Annotated in this window: 19 protein-coding genes; 12 read left to right on the top strand and 7 right to left on the bottom strand. The window is 54.6% G+C overall.

Annotation, left to right across the window (positions count from 1 at the left end; genetic code table 11):
- The 5 genes from AACZ64_RS12050 to AACZ64_RS12070 all read left to right on the top strand — a co-directional run.
- On the top strand, positions 1-2,473 hold a 2,473-nt coding region (locus AACZ64_RS12050; RefSeq protein WP_339640195.1), incomplete at its 5' end, for a hybrid sensor histidine kinase/response regulator.
- 85 nt (positions 2,474-2,558) lie between these two features.
- Positions 2,559-3,038, top strand: coding sequence for a chemotaxis protein CheW (locus AACZ64_RS12055; protein ID WP_339640197.1), 480 nt, complete (start codon positions 2,559-2,561; stop codon positions 3,036-3,038).
- 192 nt (positions 3,039-3,230) lie between these two features.
- Positions 3,231-4,931 carry an alpha/beta fold hydrolase gene (locus tag AACZ64_RS12060; protein ID WP_339640199.1) on the top strand — a complete coding sequence of 567 codons (1,701 nt, stop codon included), beginning with the start codon at positions 3,231-3,233 and terminating at the stop codon, positions 4,929-4,931.
- A 19-nt stretch (positions 4,932-4,950) separates the two neighbouring features.
- Positions 4,951-5,766, top strand: coding sequence for a poly(3-hydroxyalkanoate) depolymerase (phaZ, locus tag AACZ64_RS12065; protein WP_293615742.1), 816 nt, complete (start codon positions 4,951-4,953; stop codon positions 5,764-5,766).
- Positions 5,767-5,799: 33 nt separating this feature from the next.
- Positions 5,800-6,216 (top strand): MaoC family dehydratase, encoded by a 417-nt coding sequence (locus tag AACZ64_RS12070; RefSeq protein ID WP_293615741.1) that lies wholly within the window; start codon positions 5,800-5,802, stop codon positions 6,214-6,216.
- 37 nt (positions 6,217-6,253) lie between these two features.
- Here the strand turns inward: AACZ64_RS12070 and AACZ64_RS12075 are convergent, their stop codons facing one another.
- Positions 6,254-7,273, bottom strand: a complete 1,020-nt coding sequence (locus AACZ64_RS12075) for a helix-turn-helix domain-containing protein (protein WP_339640201.1) — start codon at positions 7,271-7,273, stop codon at positions 6,254-6,256.
- Between the two features lie 89 nt (positions 7,274-7,362).
- Between AACZ64_RS12075 and AACZ64_RS12080 the strand changes: the two genes are divergently transcribed.
- From AACZ64_RS12080 to AACZ64_RS12090, 3 genes are all read left to right on the top strand, one after another.
- The gene (locus AACZ64_RS12080; RefSeq protein ID WP_293615739.1) at positions 7,363-9,264 is read left to right on the top strand and encodes a beta-ketoacyl synthase; all 1,902 of its coding nucleotides are present in this window, start codon (positions 7,363-7,365) and stop codon (positions 9,262-9,264) included.
- 292 nt (positions 9,265-9,556) lie between these two features.
- A complete protein-coding gene (gene speA / locus AACZ64_RS12085) occupies positions 9,557-11,476 on the top strand; it encodes a biosynthetic arginine decarboxylase (protein ID WP_293615738.1) in 1,920 nt (639 codons plus the stop codon).
- A gap of 98 nt (positions 11,477-11,574) precedes the next feature.
- Complete coding sequence (locus AACZ64_RS12090) at positions 11,575-12,792, top strand: saccharopine dehydrogenase family protein (RefSeq protein WP_339640222.1); 1,218 nt, start codon at positions 11,575-11,577, stop codon at positions 12,790-12,792.
- A 32-nt stretch (positions 12,793-12,824) separates the two neighbouring features.
- Here AACZ64_RS12090 and AACZ64_RS12095 read toward each other — a convergent pair whose 3' ends face one another.
- On the bottom strand, positions 12,825-16,388 hold the full coding sequence (locus AACZ64_RS12095) for an EAL domain-containing protein (protein WP_339640202.1): 3,564 nt from the start codon (positions 16,386-16,388) through the stop codon (positions 12,825-12,827).
- On the bottom strand, positions 16,385-18,526 hold the full coding sequence (locus AACZ64_RS12100; protein WP_293615370.1) for an MASE1 domain-containing protein: 2,142 nt from the start codon (positions 18,524-18,526) through the stop codon (positions 16,385-16,387). Before AACZ64_RS12100 ends, AACZ64_RS12095 begins: the two co-directional genes overlap by 4 nt.
- A 323-nt stretch (positions 18,527-18,849) precedes the next feature.
- On the opposite strand from AACZ64_RS12100, the gene nspC reads away from it, so the two are divergent.
- A complete protein-coding gene (nspC, locus tag AACZ64_RS12105; protein ID WP_293615371.1) occupies positions 18,850-20,034 on the top strand; it encodes a carboxynorspermidine decarboxylase in 1,185 nt (394 codons plus the stop codon).
- 145 nt (positions 20,035-20,179) lie between these two features.
- Positions 20,180-20,467: a ferritin-like domain-containing protein gene (locus AACZ64_RS12110; RefSeq protein WP_036858975.1), complete on the top strand. Its 288-nt coding sequence runs from the start codon at positions 20,180-20,182 to the stop codon at positions 20,465-20,467.
- 68 nt (positions 20,468-20,535) lie between these two features.
- Here the strand turns inward: AACZ64_RS12110 and ubiD are convergent, their stop codons facing one another.
- The gene (gene ubiD / locus AACZ64_RS12115; protein WP_293615372.1) at positions 20,536-22,008 is read right to left on the bottom strand and encodes a 4-hydroxy-3-polyprenylbenzoate decarboxylase; all 1,473 of its coding nucleotides are present in this window, start codon (positions 22,006-22,008) and stop codon (positions 20,536-20,538) included.
- A gap of 123 nt (positions 22,009-22,131) precedes the next feature.
- On the opposite strand from ubiD, the gene AACZ64_RS12120 reads away from it, so the two are divergent.
- Positions 22,132-22,491 (top strand): DUF2784 domain-containing protein, encoded by a 360-nt coding sequence (locus AACZ64_RS12120; RefSeq protein ID WP_293615373.1) that lies wholly within the window; start codon positions 22,132-22,134, stop codon positions 22,489-22,491.
- 2 nt (positions 22,492-22,493) lie between these two features.
- On the top strand, positions 22,494-22,940 hold the full coding sequence (locus AACZ64_RS12125) for a potassium channel family protein (RefSeq protein ID WP_293615374.1): 447 nt from the start codon (positions 22,494-22,496) through the stop codon (positions 22,938-22,940).
- A gap of 11 nt (positions 22,941-22,951) precedes the next feature.
- On the opposite strand, the gene purU is transcribed toward AACZ64_RS12125, so the two are convergent.
- From purU to AACZ64_RS12140, 3 genes are all read right to left on the bottom strand, one after another.
- Positions 22,952-23,809 (bottom strand): formyltetrahydrofolate deformylase, encoded by an 858-nt coding sequence (gene purU / locus AACZ64_RS12130; protein WP_293615375.1) that lies wholly within the window; start codon positions 23,807-23,809, stop codon positions 22,952-22,954.
- Positions 23,810-23,927: 118 nt separating this feature from the next.
- Positions 23,928-24,464, bottom strand: coding sequence for an isochorismatase family protein (locus tag AACZ64_RS12135; RefSeq protein ID WP_293615376.1), 537 nt, complete (start codon positions 24,462-24,464; stop codon positions 23,928-23,930).
- Positions 24,458-25,129: a TetR/AcrR family transcriptional regulator gene (locus tag AACZ64_RS12140; RefSeq protein WP_293615377.1), complete on the bottom strand. Its 672-nt coding sequence runs from the start codon at positions 25,127-25,129 to the stop codon at positions 24,458-24,460. The genes AACZ64_RS12135 and AACZ64_RS12140 overlap by 7 nt, the downstream gene beginning before the upstream one ends.
- Between the last annotated feature and the right edge of the window lie 82 nt (positions 25,130-25,211).

Here is a 25,211-nt window from a genome sequence, read left to right on the forward strand (position 1 = left end):
GCCAGAGCCAGAGCCAGAGCCAGAGCCAGAGCCAGAGCCAGAGCCAGAGCCAGATTCTGCCCCACCTGCAGTGGTCTCTGTTGAGTCAGATGTCGCTGAAAGCAGGGACCTCCCGGCGCTGGAAATTGTGCCGCTTGATCGTGAAAAGATCGATCTGGAAATTCTTGAGATCTTTATCGAAGAGGCCAATGAGCTGCTGGAAGACATTGATCGCTGTCTGCAGGACTGGCAACAGGATTGGCAGAGTCGTGAGGCAGTGGAGTCACTCAAGCGATCGCTGCACACGCTCAAGGGCGGTGCCAGAATGGCCGGGCTGCAGCAGCTCGGTGAGTTGAGCCATGATTTTGAAACCGACATCCTCGACGTGGAACATCAGCGCGATCAGCTGGACGAGGGGATGTTCAGCCGGTGGCTGCACAAGCAGGATCAGCTCCAGTCGGCACTGGTAGCAGCCAAAGTATTGCTCGGCAATGACAGTGAGGGTGCGCCCCAGGCAGAATCGGTAGTCGAGCTGGTAGAGAAGACGGTTGTCGTGGGGGAATCACCCGGGATCAGTCAAATTCCTGCCCAGCTACGGGCCAGTCTCACTGAAATACCCGGCATTACTCCTCCTCAGCGCCCAGCGGCTGCATCCACGGAAATGGTCAAAGTGTCAGCCCCGCTACTGGAGAGTCTGGTGAATCTGGCCGGTGAAACCAGTATCTCACGGGGCCGGGTAGAGCGTGAGATCAGTGATTTTTCGGTTACGCTCGATGAAATGGGTTCCACCATCACCCGCCTCCGTGATCAGGTTCGGCGTATTGGCGTCGAAACAGAAGCGCACATGATGCTCCGGCAGGAACAAATGGAGGCGATGCAACCTCCGGAGGGTTTTGACGCACTTGAAATGGACCGTTATTCCCAACTGCAGCAATTGTCACAGGCGTTGCTGGAATCTGCGTACGATATTCAGGATCTGAAGGAAACGCTGGTAGGCAAGGCCAGGTCTGCAGAGGGGCAGCTGTTGATTCAGTCGCGTATTAACACGGATCTTCAGGAGCGGTTGATGCGCACCCGGATGGTGCCGTTCAGCCGGATTGTGCCCAGGTTGCGCCGGATGGTCAGGCAGGTCAGTGATGAGGTGGGGAAGAAAGTTGAACTGCAGTTGATCAATATAGACGGTGAGATGGACCGCTCTGTCATGGAGCAGATGCTGGCCCCACTGGAACATATGATTCGCAATTCCATTGACCATGGGATTGAGTCTGCAGCAGACCGCCGTGCTGCCGGAAAACCGCAAACCGGGGTGATTTCTGTGGGATTGGCCAGAGAGGCCGGCGATATTCTCCTGCTGTTGTCCGATGACGGCGGCGGGCTTAATGTCGAAGCCATTCGCCATCGGGCGATTGAGCAGGGTTTGATTCCCGGGGACAGCCCACTGGATGATCAGGACGTCATCGAGTTTATTTTTCAGCCGGGATTTTCCACATCGAACAAAGTAACCCAGGTTTCCGGTCGCGGTGTGGGCATGGACGTGGTCAACAGCCAGGTACGCGAACTGGGGGGATCCGTGCAGGTCGTCACTGACCCCGGCAAGGGTACCCGTTTTGTTGTGCGATTGCCGTTCACGGTGTCGGTCAACAGAGCGCTGATGATTGAGGTGGGTAACGAGTTGTATGCGCTTTCCCTGAGTAGCGTGGATGGTGTCGTCCGAGTCAGCCCGGTAGAGCTTGAATACTACTATCTCTACCCTGAGGCGCGCCTCGAATATGCCGGCGAGTACTACGAAGTGCTCTATCTGGATAGTCTGTTGCACCATCGCTCAACCCCGAAACTGGATATGGAAAGCCAGTCGGTATTCCTGATTCTGGTACATACTGAAACCCGCCATTTCGCCATTCAGGTAGATGGTCTGGCGGGTAGCATGGAAATTGTGGTGAAAAGTCTTGGTATCCAGCTCAGCAAAGTGCCCGGGTTGACGGGTGCCACGGTGATGGGCGATGGGCGGGTTGTGGTCATTCTGGATCTATTGGCGCTGCTGCGCAGCCGCTTGATGACCACATCTGTTGCAGACAGTGAAGAAATCGGTGAACCCGAGACATCGTCTCCTGTTGCCACTGTAATGGTCGTGGATGATTCCGTGACGGTGCGCAAGGTGACCAGCCGGTTTTTGCTGCGGGAAGGTTTTTCCGTGATTACGGCGAGAGATGGCCTTGAGGCGATGACCCTGCTTCAGGAACACAGGCCGGATCTCATGCTGCTGGATATCGAAATGCCGCGTATGGATGGCTTTGAAGTAGCGCGTCGCGTCAAGGGCAGCAGCGAGCTGAAACAAATACCGATTATCATGATTACCTCAAGGTCGGGTAAAAAGCACCGGGACAGGGCTTTCTCCCTGGGTGTCGAGCACTACATGGGTAAGCCCTATCAAGAGCAGGAGCTATTGAAAGCCATGGCCAATCTCATGCCCGTAGCAACTGAATCAGGAGAATAGTTGTGCTGTTTGCTATCCGGATAAAAGGCGTGTCCTTAGAAGTCATTGCCCCAGAAAAAGCTATAACTGCTGAGGGGAGCAAGCGGTGAGCAAACCGGTCATCGATAATCCGTTGTTGCCCGATGAAGTGGACAGCCTGCTTGTGTCGCTCAGCGGTCACCGCCTGCTGGTTCCCATGACAGCGGTTGCCGAGATTGTGCAGCAGGTTGACTGTCAACGGGACGACCAACAACCCCCCTGGTTGCAGGGCTGGATAAACTGGCGAACCGAACGTATTCCACTGGTTTCCTTTGAATCACTGGTTGGCGACGAGCGGACGATGTTGGGTGACCGGGCGATGGCGCTGGTGTTATACCGCATACTGCCGGACGGTCTGAGCCAATTTTATGCCCTGCAAATCCAGAATTTTCCGCACTTGATCAGGTTGGCAGACGATGGGTTGCTGCAGCAGGTTCCCCCGGCAGAGCCGCCACCCTGTGTTCTGATGATGGTTACTGTCAGAGAGCAGCAGGCATTGATCCCCGATCTGGATAAAATTGAACAACTGCTCGCAGAAGTGCTTTAGCAGCAAGCGGGGGATTGCATCCCGTTTTCAGGTATTTTAGTTCTGACCGTCACAGAGCATCGGGCCCTGTTTGCGCCTTTCGCCCCGGGCAGATGAGCAAATCCTTACTATGCGTACCTCTGGTGCTGGTGGTAGAGTAGATAAATTCGGTGTTCCCTCCCTGCCTCCAAGTGACTTTTTGAGGGTCCAATAGTGTCCAAAGAGCGTAAAAAAAAGGCTGTCGAAAAGCACGAGGAGCTTCTGGCCAAAGCAATTGAGATGACAGTATCACTCAATCCGCTGGTGGGCGTCAGTACAGAGGACCTCAAGACGGCCGTCAAGAAAACAGTTAAACAAACGGCGGCACAGCCCTCCAAGGTATTGCGCTACAGCAAGCGGTTCGCCGGCAAGGTTACAGATATTCTCAAAGGTACGGACAAGTACGAAGGTCACAAGAATGACCGGCGTTTTGCTGACCCTTCCTGGGATGAAAACAAGCTTTACCACAAGCTCAAGCAGGCCTATTTTGCCTGGGAGGAGTCATTGGATGAACTGGTGGATGACCTTGGCCTGGAGGAAATGGAAGAGCGGCGGGCCCGTTTCGTCAAAGAGATGCTGATCACGTCAATGGCTCCGACCAACTTCTTGTTGGGTAATCCAAAAGCACTCAGAAAAGCGATTGAAACCCGCGGCAGCAGTTTGCTGAAAGGGCTGAAGAACTATGCTCACGACCTGAAAGACAACAACGGTATGCCTGCTCAGGTGGATAAAAGCCAGTTTCGGGTGGGTGGCAATCTGGCGACGACGGAGGGTGTTGTCGTTTTTCGCAATGAGCTGCTGGAGCTGATTCAATACAAGCCGCGTACTGCCCGGGTGTTTCGCAGGCCGCTACTGATCATCCCTCCCCAGATCAACAAGTTTTACATTTATGATCTAAATGAGGAAAAAAGCTTTTTTCGTTTTTGCCTCGGCCAGGGATTCCAGGTGTTTGCGATCAGTTGGCGGAACCCCTCGGAGGAACAGGCGCACTGGGGAATGCCTCAATACATTGAGGCAGCCACCGAAGCCGTCGATGCCATCCTCGCAATCACCCGAAGTCAATCTCTCAATGTGGTTGGCGCCTGTGCCGGCGGTATCACGGCTTCAATTCTGTCTTCCTACCTCAAGCAGACCGGTCGTGATGTGGTGCATTCTTTGAGTCTGTCCGTCTGTATGCTCAGTATGAATTCTCGGGAAATGGAGCTGGGGGTTTTCACCACGCCGGCATCCCTTCAGGCAGCGCGTCTCAAATCGCGGGAAAGGGGTGTTCTGGAAGGGGCCGAACTCGGCCGGGTGTTTAGCTGGATGCGGCCCAATGATCTGGTGTGGAATTATCACATCAACAACTATTTGATGGGTGAGGCCCCGCCGGCCTTTGATATCCTGTTTTGGAACAGTGATTCAACCAACTTGCCCGCAGAACTGCACTGCGACTTCCTGGATATTTATGAGCACAACACCCTGGAAGCCGGAGAGATGAAGATTAATGGCGTGACCATTGATCTGGCTGCGCTAGATTGCGACAAGTATGTAACGGCCGGGTTGTCGGATCATATTACGCCCTGGAAAGTCTGCTACAAGACCACTCAGATTGTTGGGGGAAACATCAAGTTTGTGCTCAGTTCCAGTGGCCATATTCAGAGTCTGGTCAATCCCCCCTCCAATATTAAGGCGCGTTACTTCAGTAATGACAGCTTGCCAGATAATGCTGACGAGTGGCTCGAAGGGGCTGAACAGTTTGCGGGTTCCTGGTGGACCGACTGGTCCGCTTGGCTTCAGGCCCGCTCCGGAGTGCGAAAAGCTGCACCGAAGGTGTTAGGCAGCAAGCACTTCAGACCTCTGGAGGATGCCCCCGGCACTTATGTCTTCGGCTGAACACATTGAGGAGCATCTGGTGAGCGTGAAAACCAGCGGGTTACAGATCTACTGGTTGACAGTCATGGGATTGAATATTCGTGTTGCCATCAGGCGGGGCGGCGATGTTCGTCCTAAACCCCTGCTACTACTGAATGGCATCGGTGCCAGTCTGGAGGTTCTGGAAGGTTTCATTGCGGCTATGCCGGGCTGTGAGGTGATTATTTTTGATGTTCCGGGGGCGGGCAAGTCGGAGGCCCCCGTGTTGCCCTGGCGGTTGCATACCTATGCAAAGCTGACCGTAAAAATTCTCGATCAGTTGGGTTATCGGCAGGTGGATGTGCTGGGGCTCTCCTGGGGTGGCACCCTGGCCCAGCAATTTGCCCGCCAGTACCCGGAACGCTGCAGAAAGCTGGTGCTCTGTGCGACCAGTTGCGGCTCAGCAATGTTTCCCGGGCATCCATCCACCCTGGCAAAAATGATCAGTCCACGCCGCTATTTGGACAAAAAATACATGTCCCGCATTGCCGGCGATCTCTATGGCGGTAAAATGCGCACTGATCCAGCCCAGGTGGAAAGGCATGCTTCCCGGGTACAGACTACCAGTTCGCGCGGTTACTATTATCAGTTGCTGGCACTGGCGATCTGGTCGAGTCTGCACTGGCTACACAAAATCACCATGCCAACCCTGATAGTGCATGGTGCCGATGACCCCATCATTCCGCCGGTTAACGCGAAGGTTCTCGCCAGCCGTATCCCCAACGCCGAGCTGTGGCTGATGAATTGTGGCCATTTGTTCATGCTCACCATGCCGGATACGGTTGCCCCAGCGATCCGGGAATTTCTCGACCGGTAGCACCGTCACTCCCACTCTCACTGGAATGTTTTCATGATACAACCCATTAGTGGCCAGTCTGACTGGTTTGAAATCACGCAGGCCCAGATCAACCAGTTTGCCGATGCGACCCACGACCATCAGTACCTGCACGTGGATCAGCAGCGAGCCGCAGAAGGACCGTTTGGTAAAACCATTGCTCATGGCTTTCTCTACCTCTCCATGGTGCCCCATATGATGCTGGACGACTTGCTGGCCATTATTGGCGATGCGACAGTGATCAACTATGGGGTCAATGGTCTGCGTTTTATTTCGCCGGTTCCGGTCGGTAGTCGCATTCGTCTTAACTGGCAGGTTTTGTCCGACGAGCCGAAAGGCAAAAATCGGCTGTTGACCGTGGGGATTGGCATTGATATCCAGGGCGTTGAAAAGCCTGCCATGGCTGCTGAATGGTTGCTCTATATTCTATGATGTCAATCTGACCCCAGCGGGGCGTCGTAGCGTTTAGTCAATGCGCAGTAAACAGTTTGCCGCGCACGGTCTCGCGGTATTTCATCGGTGATGTGCCAAATTGGCGATGAAATATTTTGCTGAATGCAGCAGCATCCTGGTAACCGGAGTGAGCAGCCACTTCGGCGACAGACAGGTTGGATTTCTGCAGTAACTCCCTGGCATTGTTGAGTCTGGTGCGTTGCAGGTATTTCAGTGGTGTCTGGCCCAGTGCATTTTTGAAACGGCGGTCAAACGTGCGCATACTGAAACCGAACTGTTTTGCCACGTCCACAATCCTGATCGGCTTGCTGAAATTATCCTCAAACCAGATTTGTGCCTGCACCACCTGTTCATCGGGGTGGTGTTCCACATTGTCAGAGAAGTAGCTGGTGGGCTCGAAGGAGCTGCGAATTTCGTGAAAGAAATTGCGCTCCACCTGTGTGGCTGCCTGGCGACCGTACAACCTCGCCACTAGGTGTACCATCAGCTCCGCCATGGCGTTGACGCTGGCCGCGCAGTAGAGGTTGCCGGCCTGGGTAATGAAGTACTGTCTCTTCAGGGCTACCAGTGGGTAGTCGCGCTGGAACTGATCAAAATAATGCCAGTGGGTGGTGGCTGGTTGCTGATCCAGCAGGCCCGCCTCTGCCAGAAAGCACACACCTGTGCCCACTGCGATGACGGTGGCACCCTCCCTTACCTGGTGTTGTAACCAGGGGATATAGTTGCTGTATTTTTTCAGGGCAGGCCGTGGGTTTCGCCACAGTGCGGGCAGGCTGATAATGTCGCAGCGGTCTATCTCGTCAATTGTCGCCGAGGGACTAATGGCGAAGCCCGAGGGCGAGGTGATCGGCTGATTATCAATGGACAGGGTGGTAGCTATAATGCTGCGGGTATTTTTGGGGTTAGCTGCCCGGTCGGCCGCCTCGGCAGTGCGCAGCATTTCCACCGGCAGGGTGGCACTGGTCGTCAGCAAATTGTTGTAAAGCAGGGTGCAAACCCGCAGTGGTGGTGGTCGATCAATCGTCTCTTTGGCCATAATGGAAAAATATATGGCTATAACAGACAAAAATCAACCCGGAATGCCTGATAGACTGCATCTATAAATTCAACTGGATGTGGCTCAACATGCAAGCTTTACCTGTTATTGTCGGTTTTGGTGGCTACAACGCCGCTGGGCGCAGCTCTTCGCACCAGGGTTTTCGCCGAACGGTAGTTGAGTCTCTGTCCCCCGTTGAGCGCAATAAAACCTTGGTGGGTCTGGCCTGTCTTATGGGCCTGGTGAGGTGGGATGGTAGTTCGTACCGTGACCAGTCCGGACAATCCTATGATGCTGCTGCCGTGGCCTCGACCTTTGCCGATCAGGTTATGGCTGGAACCCTGATCCGTCGCCTGGAAAATGCCATCTACAACCCTGAAGAAATCACTGGCCACAAACATGTACAAATGCAGCAACACGATGAAGGCGGTGTGCGGTTTACCCTGAGCCGCCGTGATATGCCGACGCAGATTCCCGGGCACTGGGACGTACGTCCCCTTGAGGACGGCAGTTTTGAAATACACTCTCGTGATACCGGAGAATTTCTGGTGCCGGTGCAGACCGAGCAACTGGCCAAGGCAGCGGGCCAGTTACCCTCCGGTTTTGATCCCGCAGCCCAGTACAGTTCGAGATTTCATCCGCGAGGATTGCAACTGGCATTACTGGGCGCCAGCGATGCGATTCACTCCGTCGGTGTCCCCTGGGAGCAGATAGTCGCTGCTGTTCACCCGGACGAAATTGGTGTCTATGGCTCCAGTGTGTTTGGACAGCTGGCCCCGGAGGGTTTTGGCGGATTATTGCAAAGTCGTTTGCGCAGTGAGCGCACCTCCTCCAAGCAGCTTGCCCTGGGGCTCAATACCATGCCGGCAGATTTTATCAATGCCTATGTGCTGGGCAGTGTGGGGCATACCGAGGCGATTACGGGAGCCTGTGCCTCCTTTCTCTATGTGCTACAGGCGGCTGTGCGGGATATCCGCAGTGGTCGGCGTCGTGTTGCGGTGGTGGGTAATGCCGAAGCCAGTCTGACGCCTGAGATATTTGAAGGTTTTACCAATATGGGCGCGCTGGGCACCGACGAAGGACTTTGCAAGCTCGACGGTTCCAGTCTGCCGGATTGGCGGCGAGCCAGTCGGCCTTTCGGTGAAAACTGTGGTTTCACTTTGGCGGAGGGAGCGCAGTTTGTGGTGTTGATGGACGATGCGCTGGCCGTGGAGCTGGGTGCTGATATTCACGGAGCCGTGCCCGAGGTCTTTATCAATGCCGATGGTCTGAAGAAATCCATTTCCGCACCCGGTGCCGGCAATTATGTATCGTTTGCCAAGGCGGTTGCATCGGCAGTGGCAATCCTCGGTGAAGACACGGTTAAGCACAACAGCTTTATTCATGCCCACGGTTCGAGCACCCCTGCCAATCGCGTCACCGAATCAGAAATTTTCAACCGGGTGGCCGCCGCTTTCGGGATCAGTGACTGGCCGGTGGCAGCGGTCAAGGCCTATGTTGGTCATACGATTGCTTCAGCCAGTGGCGATCAGTTGATGTCGGCGTTGGGCACGTTCAAATATCAGTTGATTCCGGGCATCAAAACCATTGATCGGGTTGCCGCCGACGTTTGCCAAACCCATACTTCGTTCCCTTTGCAAGACAGGGATGTCAAGGAGCGGGGCATGGATCTGGCGCTGATTAACTCCAAGGGTTTTGGTGGCAATAATGCAACGGCCGTGGTTATCTCCCCCCGCAAGGTCGAGGATATGCTGAGCCGTCGTTATGGTGCGGCAATGGCTGAATACCGTTCGCGCCTTGAGCAGACCCGCCAGCGGGCAGCGGACTATGAGTTGCGGGCAGATCGGGCAGAGCTCGATGTCATTTACCGGTTTGGCGAGCAGGTCATTGATGACAGTGCCATTCAGTTCAGCCGTGATGGGCTGACCATGCCGGGTTTTGGCAACGCAGTGATATTCGACAAGTCAAACCCCTGGGCAGACATGAGCTAGGGCCTGCGCACTATTTGCGATGCCCGATGGATAACGTTCTCCTGACCCCGCTTAAAAGTTCATTCGGAATTTAAAGTCGTCTCCTTTAGAATGGCCTTCTCTCACGGTGCTTTTTGGTGAAAGTGGCGCTAGCCAGCCCGGCTGATCGTGATGGCGCGTTTACCTGGCGGACCCGCCAGCGCCATTGATACCGTGCTTCAATGTTCTGTCAGAGGGTAGCTGGAATGATATTGACATATTCTGGTTATGTTCGGCGGTTATACAGAATTATAACTATGTCGGAGTGGTTATCTTGAATGATCATCAAGGCCATAGCTGGTCCATTGTGGATTCGGCGAGTCTCTATGGCGTCAACGACTGGGGTGCCGGGTACTTTGGTCTCTCAGAAAAGGGTGAAATAACGGTTATTGCTCCTCACGATGGGCGCTCTCACCAAATTTCCCTGCTCGATATTGTCGCGGGTCTGGAACAGCGCGGCCATGCCATGCCGGTGTTGTTGCGGATTGAAAATCTGCTCGACCAGCGGATCACATATCTCAACGAAAGTTTTGCCGAAGCCATCCGCCAAATGAATTACCAGGGCGAGTACCGCGGTGTCTTTCCTATCAAGGTCAATCAGCAGTGCCATGTGGTGGAAGAGATTGCCAAGTTTGGCAGTCAGTATCATCACGGCCTTGAGGCGGGCAGCAAGGCGGAACTGATTATCGCCATGTCGCATCTGCAGGATCGTGAGGCCTGTATCATTTGTAATGGTTACAAAGATGCAGAATTTATCCAGCTTGGCCTGCACGCCAGAAAGCTGGGCCTGAAATGTTTCTTTGTTATCGAGACTCCCTCCGAGCTGGGTATTATTCTCGAACAGAGCAAACGCCTCGGTATCGAGCCTTTGATCGGTGTACGCCTGAAACTGGCCGCCAAGGTCGAGGGTCACTGGTTTGAAGACAGCGGTGACCGCTCACTATTCGGCCTCACAGTGACGCAGCTGGTTGATGTGCTGGATCAGTTGCGCGAGGCAGATATGCTGCACTGCCTGCAACTGATGCATTATCACATTGGCTCCCAGATCCCGAATATTCGCAATATTCGCGACGGTGTCCAGGAAGCCTGCCGCTACTACGTGGATCTGGTGAAAGAGGGTGCCCCACTGGGTTATCTCGACCTCGGAGGCGGTCTGGCGGTGGATTACACGGGTGCCCGCACCAACGAAACCCACAGCAAGAACTACTCGCTGGAAGAGTACTGTGTCGATATCGTGGAAACCATCACCGAGGCGCTCAACAACAGCGATATTCCTCACCCGACCCTGATTACCGAGTCGGGACGGGCCACCGTGGCCTACTCCTCGGTATTGCTGTTCAATATTCTCGACGTGAGTTATTTCAAGTCCAATGGTATTCCCGACCAGCTGCCAGAGGACTGTACTGAATCGCTCGATAATCTCTGGGTAACCCTGCAGTCGCTGAACGACACCAATCTTCAGGAGTGTTGTAATGACGCGGCTCACTACCGGGAGGACATGCGGCGCATGTTTCGTCAGGGTCAGGTGCAACTGCGCGAACTCGCCCTCGCGGAAAACCTGTACCTGGAAGTGTTGCAGCGCACTCGCCTGTTGTTGCCATCGCTGCGTCGCATTCCGCCAGAGCTGGCCAATCTGGATGAGGCGCTCGCTGACATTTATTACGGTAATTTCAGTCTGTTCCAGTCGCTGCCTGATTCCTGGGCAATCGATCAGATTTTTCCGGTCATGCCAATCCATCGGTTGACCGAAGCGCCTACCAACAAGGCGATTATTGCTGACCTGACCTGTGATTCCGACGGCAAACTTGATTTGTTTGCCAATGCTGACGGTGAAACGCGCACCCTGCCACTGCACGACCTCAAAGAGGGTGAAGAGTATTACCTCGGTGTGTTTCTGGTGGGTGCCTACCAGGAAACCCTGGGAGATCTGCACAATCTGTTCGGTGATACCCATGTGGTGAGTGTTCGCATTGATGGCGAGGGACAGTTTGAATTTGTTGAGGAAATTCAGGGCGATACCATCGGCGATGTGCTCAGTTACGTAGAATACAACCCCAAGGAGTTGTATGAGAAATTTCGTATCTGTGCCGAGACCGCTGTGCGTTCTGGCAGTATCAGCGTGGCTGAACGCCAGCGGATGTTAAAGACTTTCAGTAACAGCCTGAATGGCTACACCTATTTTGAGCGGGACTGATAGGGTCGGGATTGTGTTAAGCCACGACTGATCGTGGCGTGATGCCAATCCGTTTTCGCAAATAGCGTTGGTTCTGAGAAAGATTATCTGTTTGCCGACTGGCAAAAAGAAAGGTTGAGGAGTTAAGCATGGCAAAAGTACTCATTATCGGTGCCGGTGGGGTCGGTGGCGTTGTGACCCACAAGTGCGCCCAGTTGCCGGATGTCTTTGAGGAGATAGTCCTCGCCAGTCGCACTGAAGCGAAATGTCGGCACATTGCCTCGCAGCTCGATCGGTCCATTGAGACCGCCCAAGTAGATGCGGACAACGTGCCGGAACTGGTGGCGCTGATCAATCGCGTCAAACCGGATCTGGTGATCAATGTGGCGCTGCCCTATCAGGATCTGACCATTATGGATGCCTGTCTGGAAGCGGGCGTCAATTATATGGATACCGCCAACTACGAGCCGCTGGATACCGCCAAGTTCGAGTACAGCTGGCAGTGGGCCTATCAGGACAAATTTAAACAGGCGGGGCTGATGGCGCTGCTGGGCTCCGGTTTCGATCCAGGCGCCACCAATGTGTTTACCGCCTACATCGCCAAGCACTACTTCGATGAAATCCACACCCTGGACATTATCGATGTCAACGGCGGCGATCACGGCTATCCGTTTGCCACCAACTTCAACCCGGAGATCAACATCCGCGAAGTGACCGCCGAGTGCCGCCACTGGGAAAACGGCGAGTTCGTCACTACCCCGGCGATGTCCACCAAGCAGTCCTTCACCTGTCCGGACGGCGTGGGTACTTACAACATCTATCGCATGTACCACGAAGAGCTTGAGTCATTGGTGAAAAACTTTCCCAGCCTGAAGCGTGCCCAATTCTGGATGAGCTTCGGTGAGAGCTACCTGAAACATCTGGAAGTGCTGGGCAATGTCGGCATGACCGGCATCGAGCCAGTGGATTTCAATGGCCAGCAGATCGTACCGATCCAGTTTCTGAAGCGCCTGCTACCCGATCCGGCCAGCCTCGGCCCGCGCACCAAAGGCAGAACCTGTATCGGTTGCGTGGTGACCGGCGTCAGGGACGGTAAGCCAAAAACCGTTTACCTGTACAACATCTGTGACCATCAGGAATGCTATGCCGAGGTTCAATCCCAGGCGATTTCCTACACCACCGGCGTGCCCGCCATGATCGGCGCCAAGATGATGCTGGAAGGCAAGTGGCTGCAACCGGGCGTGTGGAACATGGAGCAGATGGATCCCGATCCGTTCATGGATGATATGAATATATATGGTTTGCCCTGGACCGTGATCGAGGACTACCCGTTCTGATCGCGGGGTTGGCGCTACTTTCTTCCGGGGATTCAGGGCAACTGCTTTGTTGTGGGTGATGTTTGCTCCGCCAGCAAATGAGCCTTAAAGGATTCCCCGGCCATGGGTTTGGCAAACAGGTAGCCCTGAGCATAGTCACAACCGGCGGCTGTCAGCAGGTCCCGCTGTTCGCCGGTTTCCACTCCCTCGGCAATGACTTCTATGCCCAGCTTGTGGGCCATCACAATAATGGCTTCGCACAGAGCCAGGTCTTCACTACCGGGCCGCAGGTTGCTGACAAAGGTCTTGTCAATTTTCAGATAATCGATATCAAATTTTTTCAGATAGGACAGTGATGAGTAGCCGGTGCCAAAATCATCCAGGGCTACCTGAATACCGGCATCCCGGAAGGCCAGCAGCTGCTCGGTAACCATGGTGCGCTGCTCGAGCAGTAAACCCTCGGTAATTTCCAGCACCACGGCCTGCCCCGGCAGACCCAGATCAAACATCGATTCACTCCAAAGTTGAAACACGTTTTTACTGCGGTTATTCAGTTGCACAGGTGAGACATTCATGCTGATCTGGAATTCTGGATGGAAGTCCTCGCGCAGGGATTGGGACATCACCGCGACATCTTCGAACAGGCGATGGCCAATCAGATGAATCAGACCGGTTTCCTCGGCTATCGGGATAAAAGTATCCGGGCCGATTAATCCCTCAATGGGATGTTGCCAGCGCATCAGTGCTTCGGCCTTGTGAATGTCGCCGGTTCGCAAATTGATGATCGGCTGATAGGCGACCCATAATTCGAGCTTTTCCAGCCCCATCCTGAGGTCATTGACAATACGCATCCGCTTTAGGGCGGATTCCTGCATGGACTGGGTAAAGTATTGGTAGCCGTTGCGCCCTTCTTTTTTGGCCGCGTACATGGCCTGGTCAGCGTTTTTCAGTAGCCCCTCAATGTTGGTAGCATCCTCGGGATAAAGAGTGACACCGATACTGGCGCTGACAAACGCGACATCATTGTCGAGTGGATAGGGCTCGGAAAGGCGTGTGAGCAAGCCGGTCAATACCCGTTCAATGGTTGAGCGCTCTTCCAGTTCGCTGAGAATGATAATGAACTCATCACCACCGAGCCTGGCCACGGTATCGGTCTCGCGGATACAGTGACCAATTCTGTTGGCGGCTTCAACCAGTAGCTGATCGCCTTTTTCGTGGCCCAGGGTATCGTTGACCTCCTTGAAATGGTCAAGGTCTATAAACAGCACGGCCATCGACAATGCCGAGCGGTGAGCTTTTTTGATTTCCTGTCCCAGGCGATCGTAAAACATCCTGCGGTTGGGCAGCTCGGTTAATGGGTCAAAGTTGGCCTGTTCCCAAATGAGTTGCTCATTGGCTTTCTTTTCAGTGATGTCGGAGAACTGTGCTACCCACCGATGAACCGAGCCGTCGGGGTTATAGACAGCGTTGATGGAAAGCCATTCAGCAAAAATTTCGCCACTTTTTCGTTTGTTCCATAACTCCCCTTCCCAGTGCCCAGTGGTTTCCAGCATCTTCCACATACGCGCATAAAAACTCGTTGTATGCTTGCCGGAGCGCAAAATACTGGGATTTTGGCCAACAACATCCTGGAGAGAATAGCCGGTCATGGTGGCGAAGGTCTGGTTGACATCAATAATGGTACCGGCCGCGTCGGTGACCATCATGGCCTCATTGCTATTCTGGTAGACCAGTCCTGCCAGCTTCAGGGCTTCCTCGTTTTCCTTGCGGCTGTGGATGTCAGTGGTGATCCCGTGCCAGAGCGTACTGCCGTCGCTGAGCCTTTCCGGAATGGCATCGCAGAGCCGCCACTCGGTTACCTCTTCCGGCAACACGACCCGGAATTCCGCGTGCAGTGGGCAGAGTTTTTCGGCTGAAATACGTATCTGGGTTAGCAGGTGGGTGACATCATCGGGATGAATGCGATCAAAAGCTGGGGATGCATCATCTGCCACGTCGGCGGCTTCCAGGCCGAGAATGTTTCTGATTGCGGGGCTGCACCAGGGAATCGCACTGGTTTTGTCGGGAAACAGTTGAAACTGGAAGATCATGCCGGGTACCTGTGCGGCCAGCTTCATCAGCAGATTATAGCTCTGCTGTTGTTTTTCGATGGCCAGTTTCCGCTGGGTAATATCCTGTACGGTACCCCTCAGCCGGGTGACACGGTAAAGCGTGTTCCGGGCGGCCTTGGCGATAAATCGCAGCCAGATAACCTGCCTGTCCCTGACGATGGAAAGCTCGAGATCGATGGATTTTCCCTCATTGAGGCAGCTTTCCAGCGACTCCTTCAGGGTGGTGCGATCGGCGGCCTCAAGCAGGGAATAGATCAACGAAAAGCTGGGTGCGATATTGTTTGCAACGCCGAAATTTTCACAGGTTTGCTGCGTCCACTGCATAATTCCCGAATCGCAATCGTATTCCCAACCACCTACCAGAGCGATACGGCTGACTTCATTGAGCGCTCTTTCGCTCTCCTTCAGTGCCTTTTCTGCGGTCTGGTGATCCTCCAGCACCCCCAGCAATGCCAGTCGCGCCTGGGTTGATTCATGGAGCAGGCGGTTCGTCTCGCGATGGGCAGTCTCAAGGCCCTGTTCAAACTCTTTCCTCGGATTGATATTGGTGAGGGTGGCCAGCATACGGGACGGAACTCCTCTATCATCCCATGCCACCAGCTTGCTGAGTGACGCGACCCAGATCCAGTTATTGGCAGTATCGCGAATGCGAAACTCCTGATAGAGCTCGCCGGGTTTTTTGCGCACACTGTTATTCAGGTAGCGCCGAAAGGTATCCAGAGCGTGTTGTCTGTCATCCGGGTGGATGCAGGCAAGGGCAGCGCTGAGTGTTTCGTGGGATTGGTCAAGACTACGCCCCAGAATCCGGTTGTAGCCCTCGTTGACTATCAGTCTGCCGCTTTGCAGGTCAATGTCCGCCAGTCCCAGCCCCGCCGCAGACAGTGCCAGTCGGAGTCGCTCTTCATTTTCTTCCAGGCGGTTGGCACCCTGTTCCTGTTGCAGTCGCTTTGCCATCAGCAGGCCCAGCAGTACCGTCGCAATCGGATAAATCAGTATTACGGGAAGGGTGATAGTCGCCAGTACTGCATTTGCCTGATCACCGGGCAGAGTCAGCATCAATGCCAACATGAGGACATGCGCCACAATGCCAAGACTGTACAGCTCTGCCCAGTCCAGAGTGGTCATTGAGCTGGCCCTGACGTGTCGCCACAGCAGACCCAGTGTGCCGCAGACGAGAATCACCGCGACGCCAGTCCAGGCCCCCGCCCCGCCCTGATAGAGCCGGAAAAGTGAAGCGATGATTACGGTAACAATTGTCGGCAGGGTGCCAAAAAACAGGCCTGTCAACGTGATCAGCACCGAACGCGTGTCAAACTGGATACCCGGCGCAAAAGTGAAGGGTGACAGCATCAGGGCAGCAGCAATGGTGCCCATGATCAGGCCAACCACAATATGGTTGAGGGATGGCCTGACGGGTGGGTGCAACGAGCGGCTCATGTCATAAAGCAGCACTACCGCGAGTAACAGGGCCGTATTTTGTAGGAGTGGCAGGAAGGCCGCGCTCATAGTATTTCGCCCCGGTCATCGTAACGAGGGGTTTTGCCCATACGTAAAAGCAGCTGATTAACCTCGCGTTTTAGCTCGAGTGTGCGGGATTCTCTGCCAAGTGTGGTTTTCTGCCAGCGGCGCAACTCATCGAGTCGCTGCTGGAGGCTGGCCTCCAGCTCTCGTTGTGATGTGATATCCCGGGCGATTCGGGTGGCACCGATGATGGTGCCGTCGGTGCTGATTATGGGGTTATAGTTGACTTCAAAGACTCTGGTCTGACCGGCCAGGGTGACTTTTTTGCTGGTTTTGACAGCCGCTCCGACCAGGGCTTTTTTGATATTGTTGCGAATTTCACCGGCATATTCGACGTCGACTCCGGATTTGGGGGGAATACCATCGATAATCTGCCCCACTTCCGGCGTCATCTCGAACACTTGTTGAACGAACTCGGCATATGCGGGATTGAATACCGTGAGTTTGAATTCGGTATCCACGGCAGCGACCTGGTCGTCGGCACTTTCAATAATCGCACTCAGTAGTTCCCTGCTGTTATGCATGGCCTGATGATGCTGATAACTCGCGAGTTGGTAGGCTCTGCTGCTGAGCACAGCGAAAGATACCAGCAATCCAGCCAACAGCGAGAAACCGATAAAACTCCAGCGGACCACATGGCTGATGGCGTTATTACCGATCGCCATATCCAGTCGCCAGATTTGATCAGCCACACGGATGCTTTGACTCCAGGCAGGGGGTATTTCGGTAGGCAGTGCCCCGACCTGGAGCGTTTTGTCGCCGCTGTTCGAGAAACCGGTGACCCGATAATGCAATTGATTTTCCCGGGCGGCGAGATCCAGTGGCAGAAACAGCTGTCTGAAATCAATAATGCCGAGTACAAAGCCCTTTACAACGTCTTTCCGGTCGGAAGTTTGACTGTTCTCTGGTTCAAGCACAGGGATAAACAATACCAGCATATCGGTGAGGGAAGGGTGTAGATTTATAATCTTGGCGGTAGCTTCTCCAGAGCGAATGGCTGTGTTGATCGCCCGACGGCGATCATCAAACTGACCATGGTCAAGTCCCAGCGGGTTGAAGGCAGTATCTTCTGAAAGGGTGCTGAATTGGACCGGATAATAGTCATCCCCTGCCGGTGCTCTGATTTTTTGCCAATCCTGATCTACGGTGCTGATGGCAAATTCACCGGTGTCTTGTTCGCGCATCCCGGTTTCAAATGCCTGTCGCCGATCGGCGCTAACACGGGGTGCCCAGTCTATCCGGACTATATGTGGTTGATTTGAGATATGCTTGTTGAAGCGAAGAAATTCTGCCTCCGTTACCTGTTCGCTTGCCGAGAAAAAGGACTGGACTGCGTAGAGCGGCGAAATCTTTTCCTTCAGCGTCAAGAAACCCAGCTCCGTGAGTGTTTTGACCTGTTGGGAAAAGTTGGTTCTGGCTTCTGCCAACTCAAGGCGCGACAGGGTCAGGCTGCCGGCCACTAAAAGTATCGTGGTCATCAGCAGTGGTAACAGAAGCCGGTAACGCGGTCTGGCTCCGGGTTGGCTGTTCGGCCAGAGTAATAGCAACAGGGGCGCAATCAGCACTACCCCGATGGAATCCCCTGCCCACCACCCCAGCCATTGCTGGGCTACATTCTCGGCGGGCAGCATGCCCATCAGGTAACGGGATGAGGCGCCAATAGTCGGTGACATAAGGCAGGCCAAGGGACCTGCCGAGAACAGAAAATGCCACTCGCGACCAGGTATAACCGATAGCGCCTGGCGATCAAGGTAAGCTCTTGCCAGGGTTGCGCCGAGTAGTGCCTGTACCGTCACGCCTGCAGCATAGCTGCTGGCGGCAATGACCCCTGCGGCGGTTGGCGTCAGCATCGGGTCTGACAGAAACGCGCCCAGAAACACACCGGGCCACAGGCGCCGCCCGAGGATTAGTAATGCGGCAACTGTTAGGCCAGCGGGAAGCCAGATGGGGGATGCAGGCCCTGCAGATACGTAAATGAGCAGTGATGCTTTGGCCGTGATGAAGTAAAGCAACGCGACTGCGGCGTTGTAGCCGACCCATTGAAATGAACGGATAGGTGTTATCGGTTGAGGATGGGACTCCCCACTGTGTTGATGATCCGTTCGCGGCTGAGGTGCATCCATGGTGAAATATCTTGTCAATGGGTGGTAATCCGTAAACATGCGAAGTATAAGCCAGCGTCAGCAGGCTGTATCTTCACTAGGACACAGTTTAGCAGTACCTGTGTGGTTATATGGAATCCATTTATGGCTCTGCGGACATGGTTGTAGCATCGACGGTAAGTTGATCGTTGATTGGCAGGACGATGGCAGTTGTTGTGTTTGTCGTCGGCAGTTTTACCGGTTTTGAAAGACGTATAATGGTGCGCCACGGTGTGGTCCCAGGGTGATGGTGTCCGGAGGTTAAAGCCGGATGACGATTTGTGCTGAACACAGGAGTTTGATTTTTGACAGGTAATAACACAATTGCAGAAAACGCGCTGGAAACATTTGACCCAAGTCGGGTGCCCTCCCCCTGTTTTGTCGTGGATGAGCTGGCAGTGGAGCGAAATCTCAAAATTCTGCATCGGGTTCAGGAAGAAAGTGGTGCCAGGGTGCTGGCGGCGTTGAAAGCCTTTTCACTTTGGCGATTGGCGCCGCTGGTGGCCAAATACCTGTCCGGCACCTGCGCCAGTGGCTTGCACGAAGCGAGACTCGGTCGCGAGGAGTACGGCGGCGAGGTGCACGTGTTTTCTGCGGCCTATACGGAACAGGATCTGCGGGAAATTCTTAAGCTGGCCGACCATGTGGTGTTCAATTCGTTCGGCCAATGGCAGCGTTTTCAACCGCTGTTACAGGAAGCCAGAATAGCCCGTCCCCATTTGCGCTTTGGTCTGCGCATCAACCCCCAGCACTCCGAGGGCGATGTGCCCATCTATGATCCCTGTGCCCCCTGTTCCCGACTGGGTATTCCCCTGTCACAGTTTGCCGGGCAATCCCTGGAGGGCATTACCGGACTGCATTTTCATACCCTCTGTGAGCAGGATGTGGAACCCCTGAAGCGGACTCTGATGGCGGTGGAGGAGAAATTCGGACACCTGCTACCGCAGATGGAGTGGGTTAACTTTGGTGGTGGCCATCACATTACCGAGCCGGGTTATCAGGTGGATGAGTTGATTGAGCTGATCAGGGATTTCAGCACTCGCTACCAGGTGCAGGTATTTCTCGAGCCCGGCGAGGCGGTCGCTATTCACACCGGGGTACTGGTCACCGAGGTGCTGGATCTGGCCTGGAACGACATGGCCCAGGCAATCCTCGATACCTCTGCCACCTGCCACATGCCGGATATTCTGGAGATGCCCTACCGTCCGACCGTCATCGGTGCCGGGTTGCCCGGTGAATTGGCCCACAATTATCGGCTTGGTGGCATGACCTGTCTGGCGGGGGATGTGATTGGCGATTACAGCTTTGCGTCACCTCTAGAAGTGGGGCAGCGACTGGTCTTTGATGATATGAGTCATTACACCATGGTCAAAACGACGACCTTCAATGGCATCAATTTGCCCTCGATTGCCCTGTGGAACCCGGAAACCGACCAGTTGCGGGTGATTCGTCAATTTGGTTATGAGGATTTCAGACAACGCTTGAGCTGATCGGGGGTATTATGGGGGCAGGGCTGTGCTTGCCGAAAATCGGCCCTACTATTTGATTTAGCCGCTGGCAGTCGCTAGATTGATTGTCGGCCACACGGATTAATTACTGAAAGCGTTTAATCAGACATACACAGGAGATGCCAACATGGCCAATGAAGGTTACCACGAACCCATTAACGAATTGACCGACAAAACAAGGGATATGCACCGTGCCATCACCTCATTGATGGAGGAGCTGGAGGCTGTTGACTGGTATAACCAGCGAGTGGATGCCTGTAAGGATCCCGAGCTGCAGGCCATTCTGGCCCACAATCGCGATGAGGAGAAAGAGCACGCCGCGATGGTGCTGGAATGGATTCGCCGTCAGGATCCGACCTTTGATCATGAGCTGAAAGATTACCTGTTTACTGAGAAACCCATTGCCCACAAGTAAGTGAGAAAAGATGAGTGAGTGTCGGAAGAGGTGCGTTGCGGCCATCTGTTCCGACACTCAGGAGAGGATTAATTCCCCTCAATTCCCAAAGAGTCCCAGATCTCGTCGATTTTTTTCGTTACGCCGGCATCCATCGTAATGGGGCGACCCCATTCGCGATGGGTCTCGCCGGGAAATTTGTTGGTGGCATCGAAACCGATTTTTGAGCCGAGGCCTGAGACCGGCGATGCAAAATCCAGGTAGTCGATAGGCGTATTGTCGATAATCACCGTATCCCGTCGCGGGTCCATCCGGGTCGTCATGGCCCAGATCACATCCTGCCAGTCCCTTGCATTGACATCATCATCGGTAACCACCACGAACTTGGTGTACATGAACTGCCGCAAAAATGACCAGACCCCCATCATCACCCGTTTGGCATGGCCCGGGTACTGTTTCTTCATGGTGACCACGGCCATCCGGTAGGAACAGCCCTCCGGTGGCAGATAAAAGTCGACAATTTCCGGAAACTGTTTTTTCAGAATGGGCACGAACACCTCGTTCAGTGCCACGCCGAGAATGGCCGGCTCATCCGGTGGTCTGCCGGTATAGGTGCTGTGATAGATGGGGTTGCGACGATGGGTGATGCGCTCCACCGTGAATACCGGAAACCGGTCCACTTCATTGTAATAACCGGTGTGGTCGCCAAAGGGTCCCTCATCGGCCATTTCATCGGGATAGAGGTAACCCTCCAGAATGAATTCCGCACTGGCGGGGACCTGAAGATTGCTGCCCAGACATTTGACCACGCGGGTTTTCTCGCCGCGCAGTAGTCCGGCAAACGCGTATTCAGAGAGTGTGTCCGGCACCGGGGTGACTGCGCCGAGAATGGTGGCCGGATCCGCACCCAGCGCGACAGCTACCGGGAAGGGTTTCCCCGGATGCGCCAGTTGCCAGTCGCGGAAGTCCAGTGCGCCACCGCGGTGTGACAGCCAGCGCATGATCAGCTTGTTTTTGCCAATCACCTGCTGTCGGTAGATGCCGAGATTCTGGCGCTCTTTTTCCGGTCCCCGGGTAATCACCAGAGGCCAGGTAATCAGTGGGCCTGCATCCTCGGGCCAGCAGGTCTGGATGGGCAGTTTGCCCAGATCCACGTCGCCGCCCTCGATAATTACTTCCTGACAGGGAGCATTTTTCACCACTTTGGCGGGCATGTTGAGGATGGGTTTGAATTTATGGCGCTTCTCCCAGAGATCCCGAACGCCTTTTGGTGGTTCCGGCTCTCGCAGAAAAGCCAGCAGTTCACCCACTTCGCGCAGGGCGGCGACACTCTCCTGGCCCATCCCCATGGCGACCCGTTCCGGTGTGCCAAACAGGTTGCCCAGCACCGGGATGTCAAAGCCCCTGGGGTTTTCGAACAGCAGTGCAGGGCCGCCAGCCCGCAGGGTTCGATCACAGATTTCGGTCATTTCCAGATAGGGATCGATTTCCACGGAGATGCGTTTAAGCTCACCGCGTTGTTCCAGAAACTGAATGAATTCTCGCAGGTCGGTATATTTCATAAGTGTGCCTGAACAATAACTCCGACAAGTGTTACGACAACGGTTGGTGAATGCAATAACTGTAATGGCATGCGGCCCTCTCGGGGAGATGCAATACCCGGTTGTTGGCGTTACATTAGCGCTATGGCCTACTTTTTTCTGATTTTAATGGTGGCACTGGTGCATTTCGGTTTCGTACTGTTTGTGATCGCCGGTGGTTTGCTGGCTTTTCAGTGGCCCATCCTGCTCTGGTGGCACTTGGCCGGGGCACTGTACGGCATTGCGATTATGCTGGTGGGTTGGCGTTGCCCGCTCACCAGGCTCGAGGTCTGGCTGCGCGAGCGGCGCGGTGAACGACTGGTAACCCAGTGGGAGTTTCTGCGCCACTATGTCTGGTCCCATATCGGCCTGCGTGGCAACGAGTGGTTTATTACCGTGGTATTGATGATGGCCATGGTGCTGTTCAACTACCGGGCATATCGGTTTGTCATCGTGGGGAGTTAGAGTTGACAGAGCTTGCTGGCGTTTTTGGCTTCAATTCGGTGGTGGTTGCCCTGGCTGTGCTCATTCACTATGAGGTGTTATCGCGGCTGGCGACGGTTTTGCCAATGCTGAATATCCGGCCACGGTTGCGGGTTCTGGTGGCAGTCTTTGCGGCCTTCATTGCCCATGTGGCGGAAATATGGGTTTTTGCCTGGGCCTACTATCTGCTGCTGCAAGTGGGGGGCAGTGCTTTGGGCGGCAACTTTGACGGCTCCCTGCTGGACTGTATTTATTTCTCCTTCAGTAACTACACGTCGCTCGGCTATGGCGACATCGAGCCATTTGGCCATATCCGTTTTCTTTCCGTACTGGAAGCCCTGATCGGTCTTATCCTGATCGGCTGGACGGCCTCTTTCATGTATATCGAAATGCAGAAATTCTGGATGTCGGGCAAAAATGGCCGCCGATGATGCAGGCGGTGCTATTCAAAAACGATAGTTTTGTTGCCGTGCAATAGCACGCGATCCTCAAGGTGATAGCGCAGGCCTTTGGCCAGCACATTTTTTTCCACATCCTTGCCCTTGCGCACCAGGTCCGGAACGCTGTCGTGATGGCTGATGCGGACCACATCCTGCTCGATAATCGGGCCGGCATCCAGGTCGCTGGTCACATAGTGACAGGTGGCGCCGATCAGCTTCACACCTCTTTCCGCCGCCTGGTGGTAGGGTTTTGCTCCGACAAAGGCCGGCAAAAAACTGTGGTGGATATTGATGATCTGTCCCGGGTAGGTGGCGCACAGTGCCGGCGGCAGGATTTGCATGTAGCGCGCCAGCACGATCACATCCGCCCTGCTCTGGGCAATTTGCGTTGCCACGTCTGCAAAGTGCGCCGTCTTGTCACTCTGATCCACCGGTATATGGTGATAGGGAATATTATGCCAGTTCACATAACTGCGCAGTTCATCATGGTTCGAGATCACACAGGGGATATCAAACTGCATTTCACCGCTGCGCCAGCGGTATAAAAGGTCAGACAGACAGTGGGCCTGGGTGCTGGCCATTAACACTACCCGTTTCGGCTTGCTGGTATCCGTCAGCCGCCATTGCATGTCGTATTGTTCTGCCAGCGGCGCGAAGCGCGCAGTGAGTTCCTCCGCACCATAGGGCAGCGAATCGGCGGCGATCACCTGGCGCATAAAGAACCAGTTGCTGTCGGGGTCCCGATAGTAGTTTGCTTCGGTCAGCAGACCACCCTCGCTGGCGAGGAATGAGCTCACGGCGGCCACCAGACCAACGCGGTCCGGACAGGATACGATCAGACGAAAACTGTGCGTGTTCATGGGGTGTTCAGACTGGTATTAAGGAGATTGAACTGTCTCATATTTACGGGTGAATTTCACCCGCCATACCAAAAAGGCTCCGGATCGGGATTGCAGGTCCCTGGTCGGTTTCCTCTGATTATTTCAGCGGTTGCAGCAGATCGCGAAACCGGGGGTGCTCGGCGCTTTCCAACCATTCGAAAATCACCATTTCGGTGGTGACGATTTCCGAGCTGTGGCGGGCCATTCTGGCAATGGCCGTTTCGCGATCATGGGGTTTTCGGGAACCGGTAGCATCGCTCACCAGATAGACCTTCTTGCCCGCCATCCTGAGTCCGAGTACGGTTTGCAGAACACAGACATGGCTTTCGCAGCCACCAATTACCCATTGTCGGCGGTCACCGGCCAGTGCCAGCAGTTGCCCGGTTTTAACCGCATCAAAGGTCATCTTTTCCAGAACCGCTTCCCCCTTGCGGGCCGCCAATGCCGGTATTGTGGCACCAAGCCCCCCGGGATTCTGTTCGGTGTAAACGACGGGTATACCGAGAGTTCTGGCCGATTGAATGAGCTGTTCGAGGTTGCGGATGACCTGGTCGCCCTGATGGATGGCTGGTAACAGTCGGGTCTGCATATCAATGACCAGCAGCAGGGATTGCGTCGGATCAATTGTCAGCATGGTATTTCTCCGTCGATCCGGGTGGTCAGTGTGTCGGAAAAACTGGCCATCATCTGCTCGGCGCTGGCATTGAAAATTCTGATGCGACCGGTATGTGCCAGCAATAGCAGGCCCGTGGCGTAGGCGAAGACACTGGCCGTTATTTCGTTGGCATGGGTTGCGCTGGCGCCCATGGCCAGGGCGGCATCCGTGATGGGTTGCAGACTGGATTGCAGCTGTTGATTGAGCTCGGCATCCCTCGCCCGGCCGAGCCCCTTGGGCTTCATGCCACCACGGAACAGGTAAAAACCCAGATCCAGATCGCCGGGATTAGTTCGATAGTAATTAAAAAACGCCATGGCGGAGGCCTTGAGTCGTTGCACGGGCGTGTCGGCCTGTTGAATGGCGGCTGCAATGTCGGTATTCAACGTCGTCAAGGAGTGGGTCAGCAATTCCGCATAGACAGCCTCTTTGGAATCGAAGTGAAAATACAGCGCGGCGGGGGTGTATCCGGCCTCTTTGGCGATAGCGCGTAAGCTCGCCCCTTCGAGGCCCTCCGCTTCGAAGACCCGGCGAGCCGCCCGCAGAATGATGTCACGTTTCAGCGCACTGCTGGCCGAGGGGCGCTTGCCCTTGACGATTTGTTGAGACTCGGTGACGGGTTGCTTGGTCGGCGAGGTTGGCATGACAGGCAGGCTCGGCTTGGTTTGACAGAAAAATTCTAACAGTGTTAGATTGCGTCCGCAAACCAACATTTGGGAGATTTTC

The organism is uncultured Porticoccus sp. (genome assembly GCF_963975625.1).
In the GTDB taxonomy this organism is placed as follows: domain Bacteria; phylum Pseudomonadota; class Gammaproteobacteria; order Pseudomonadales; family Porticoccaceae; genus Porticoccus.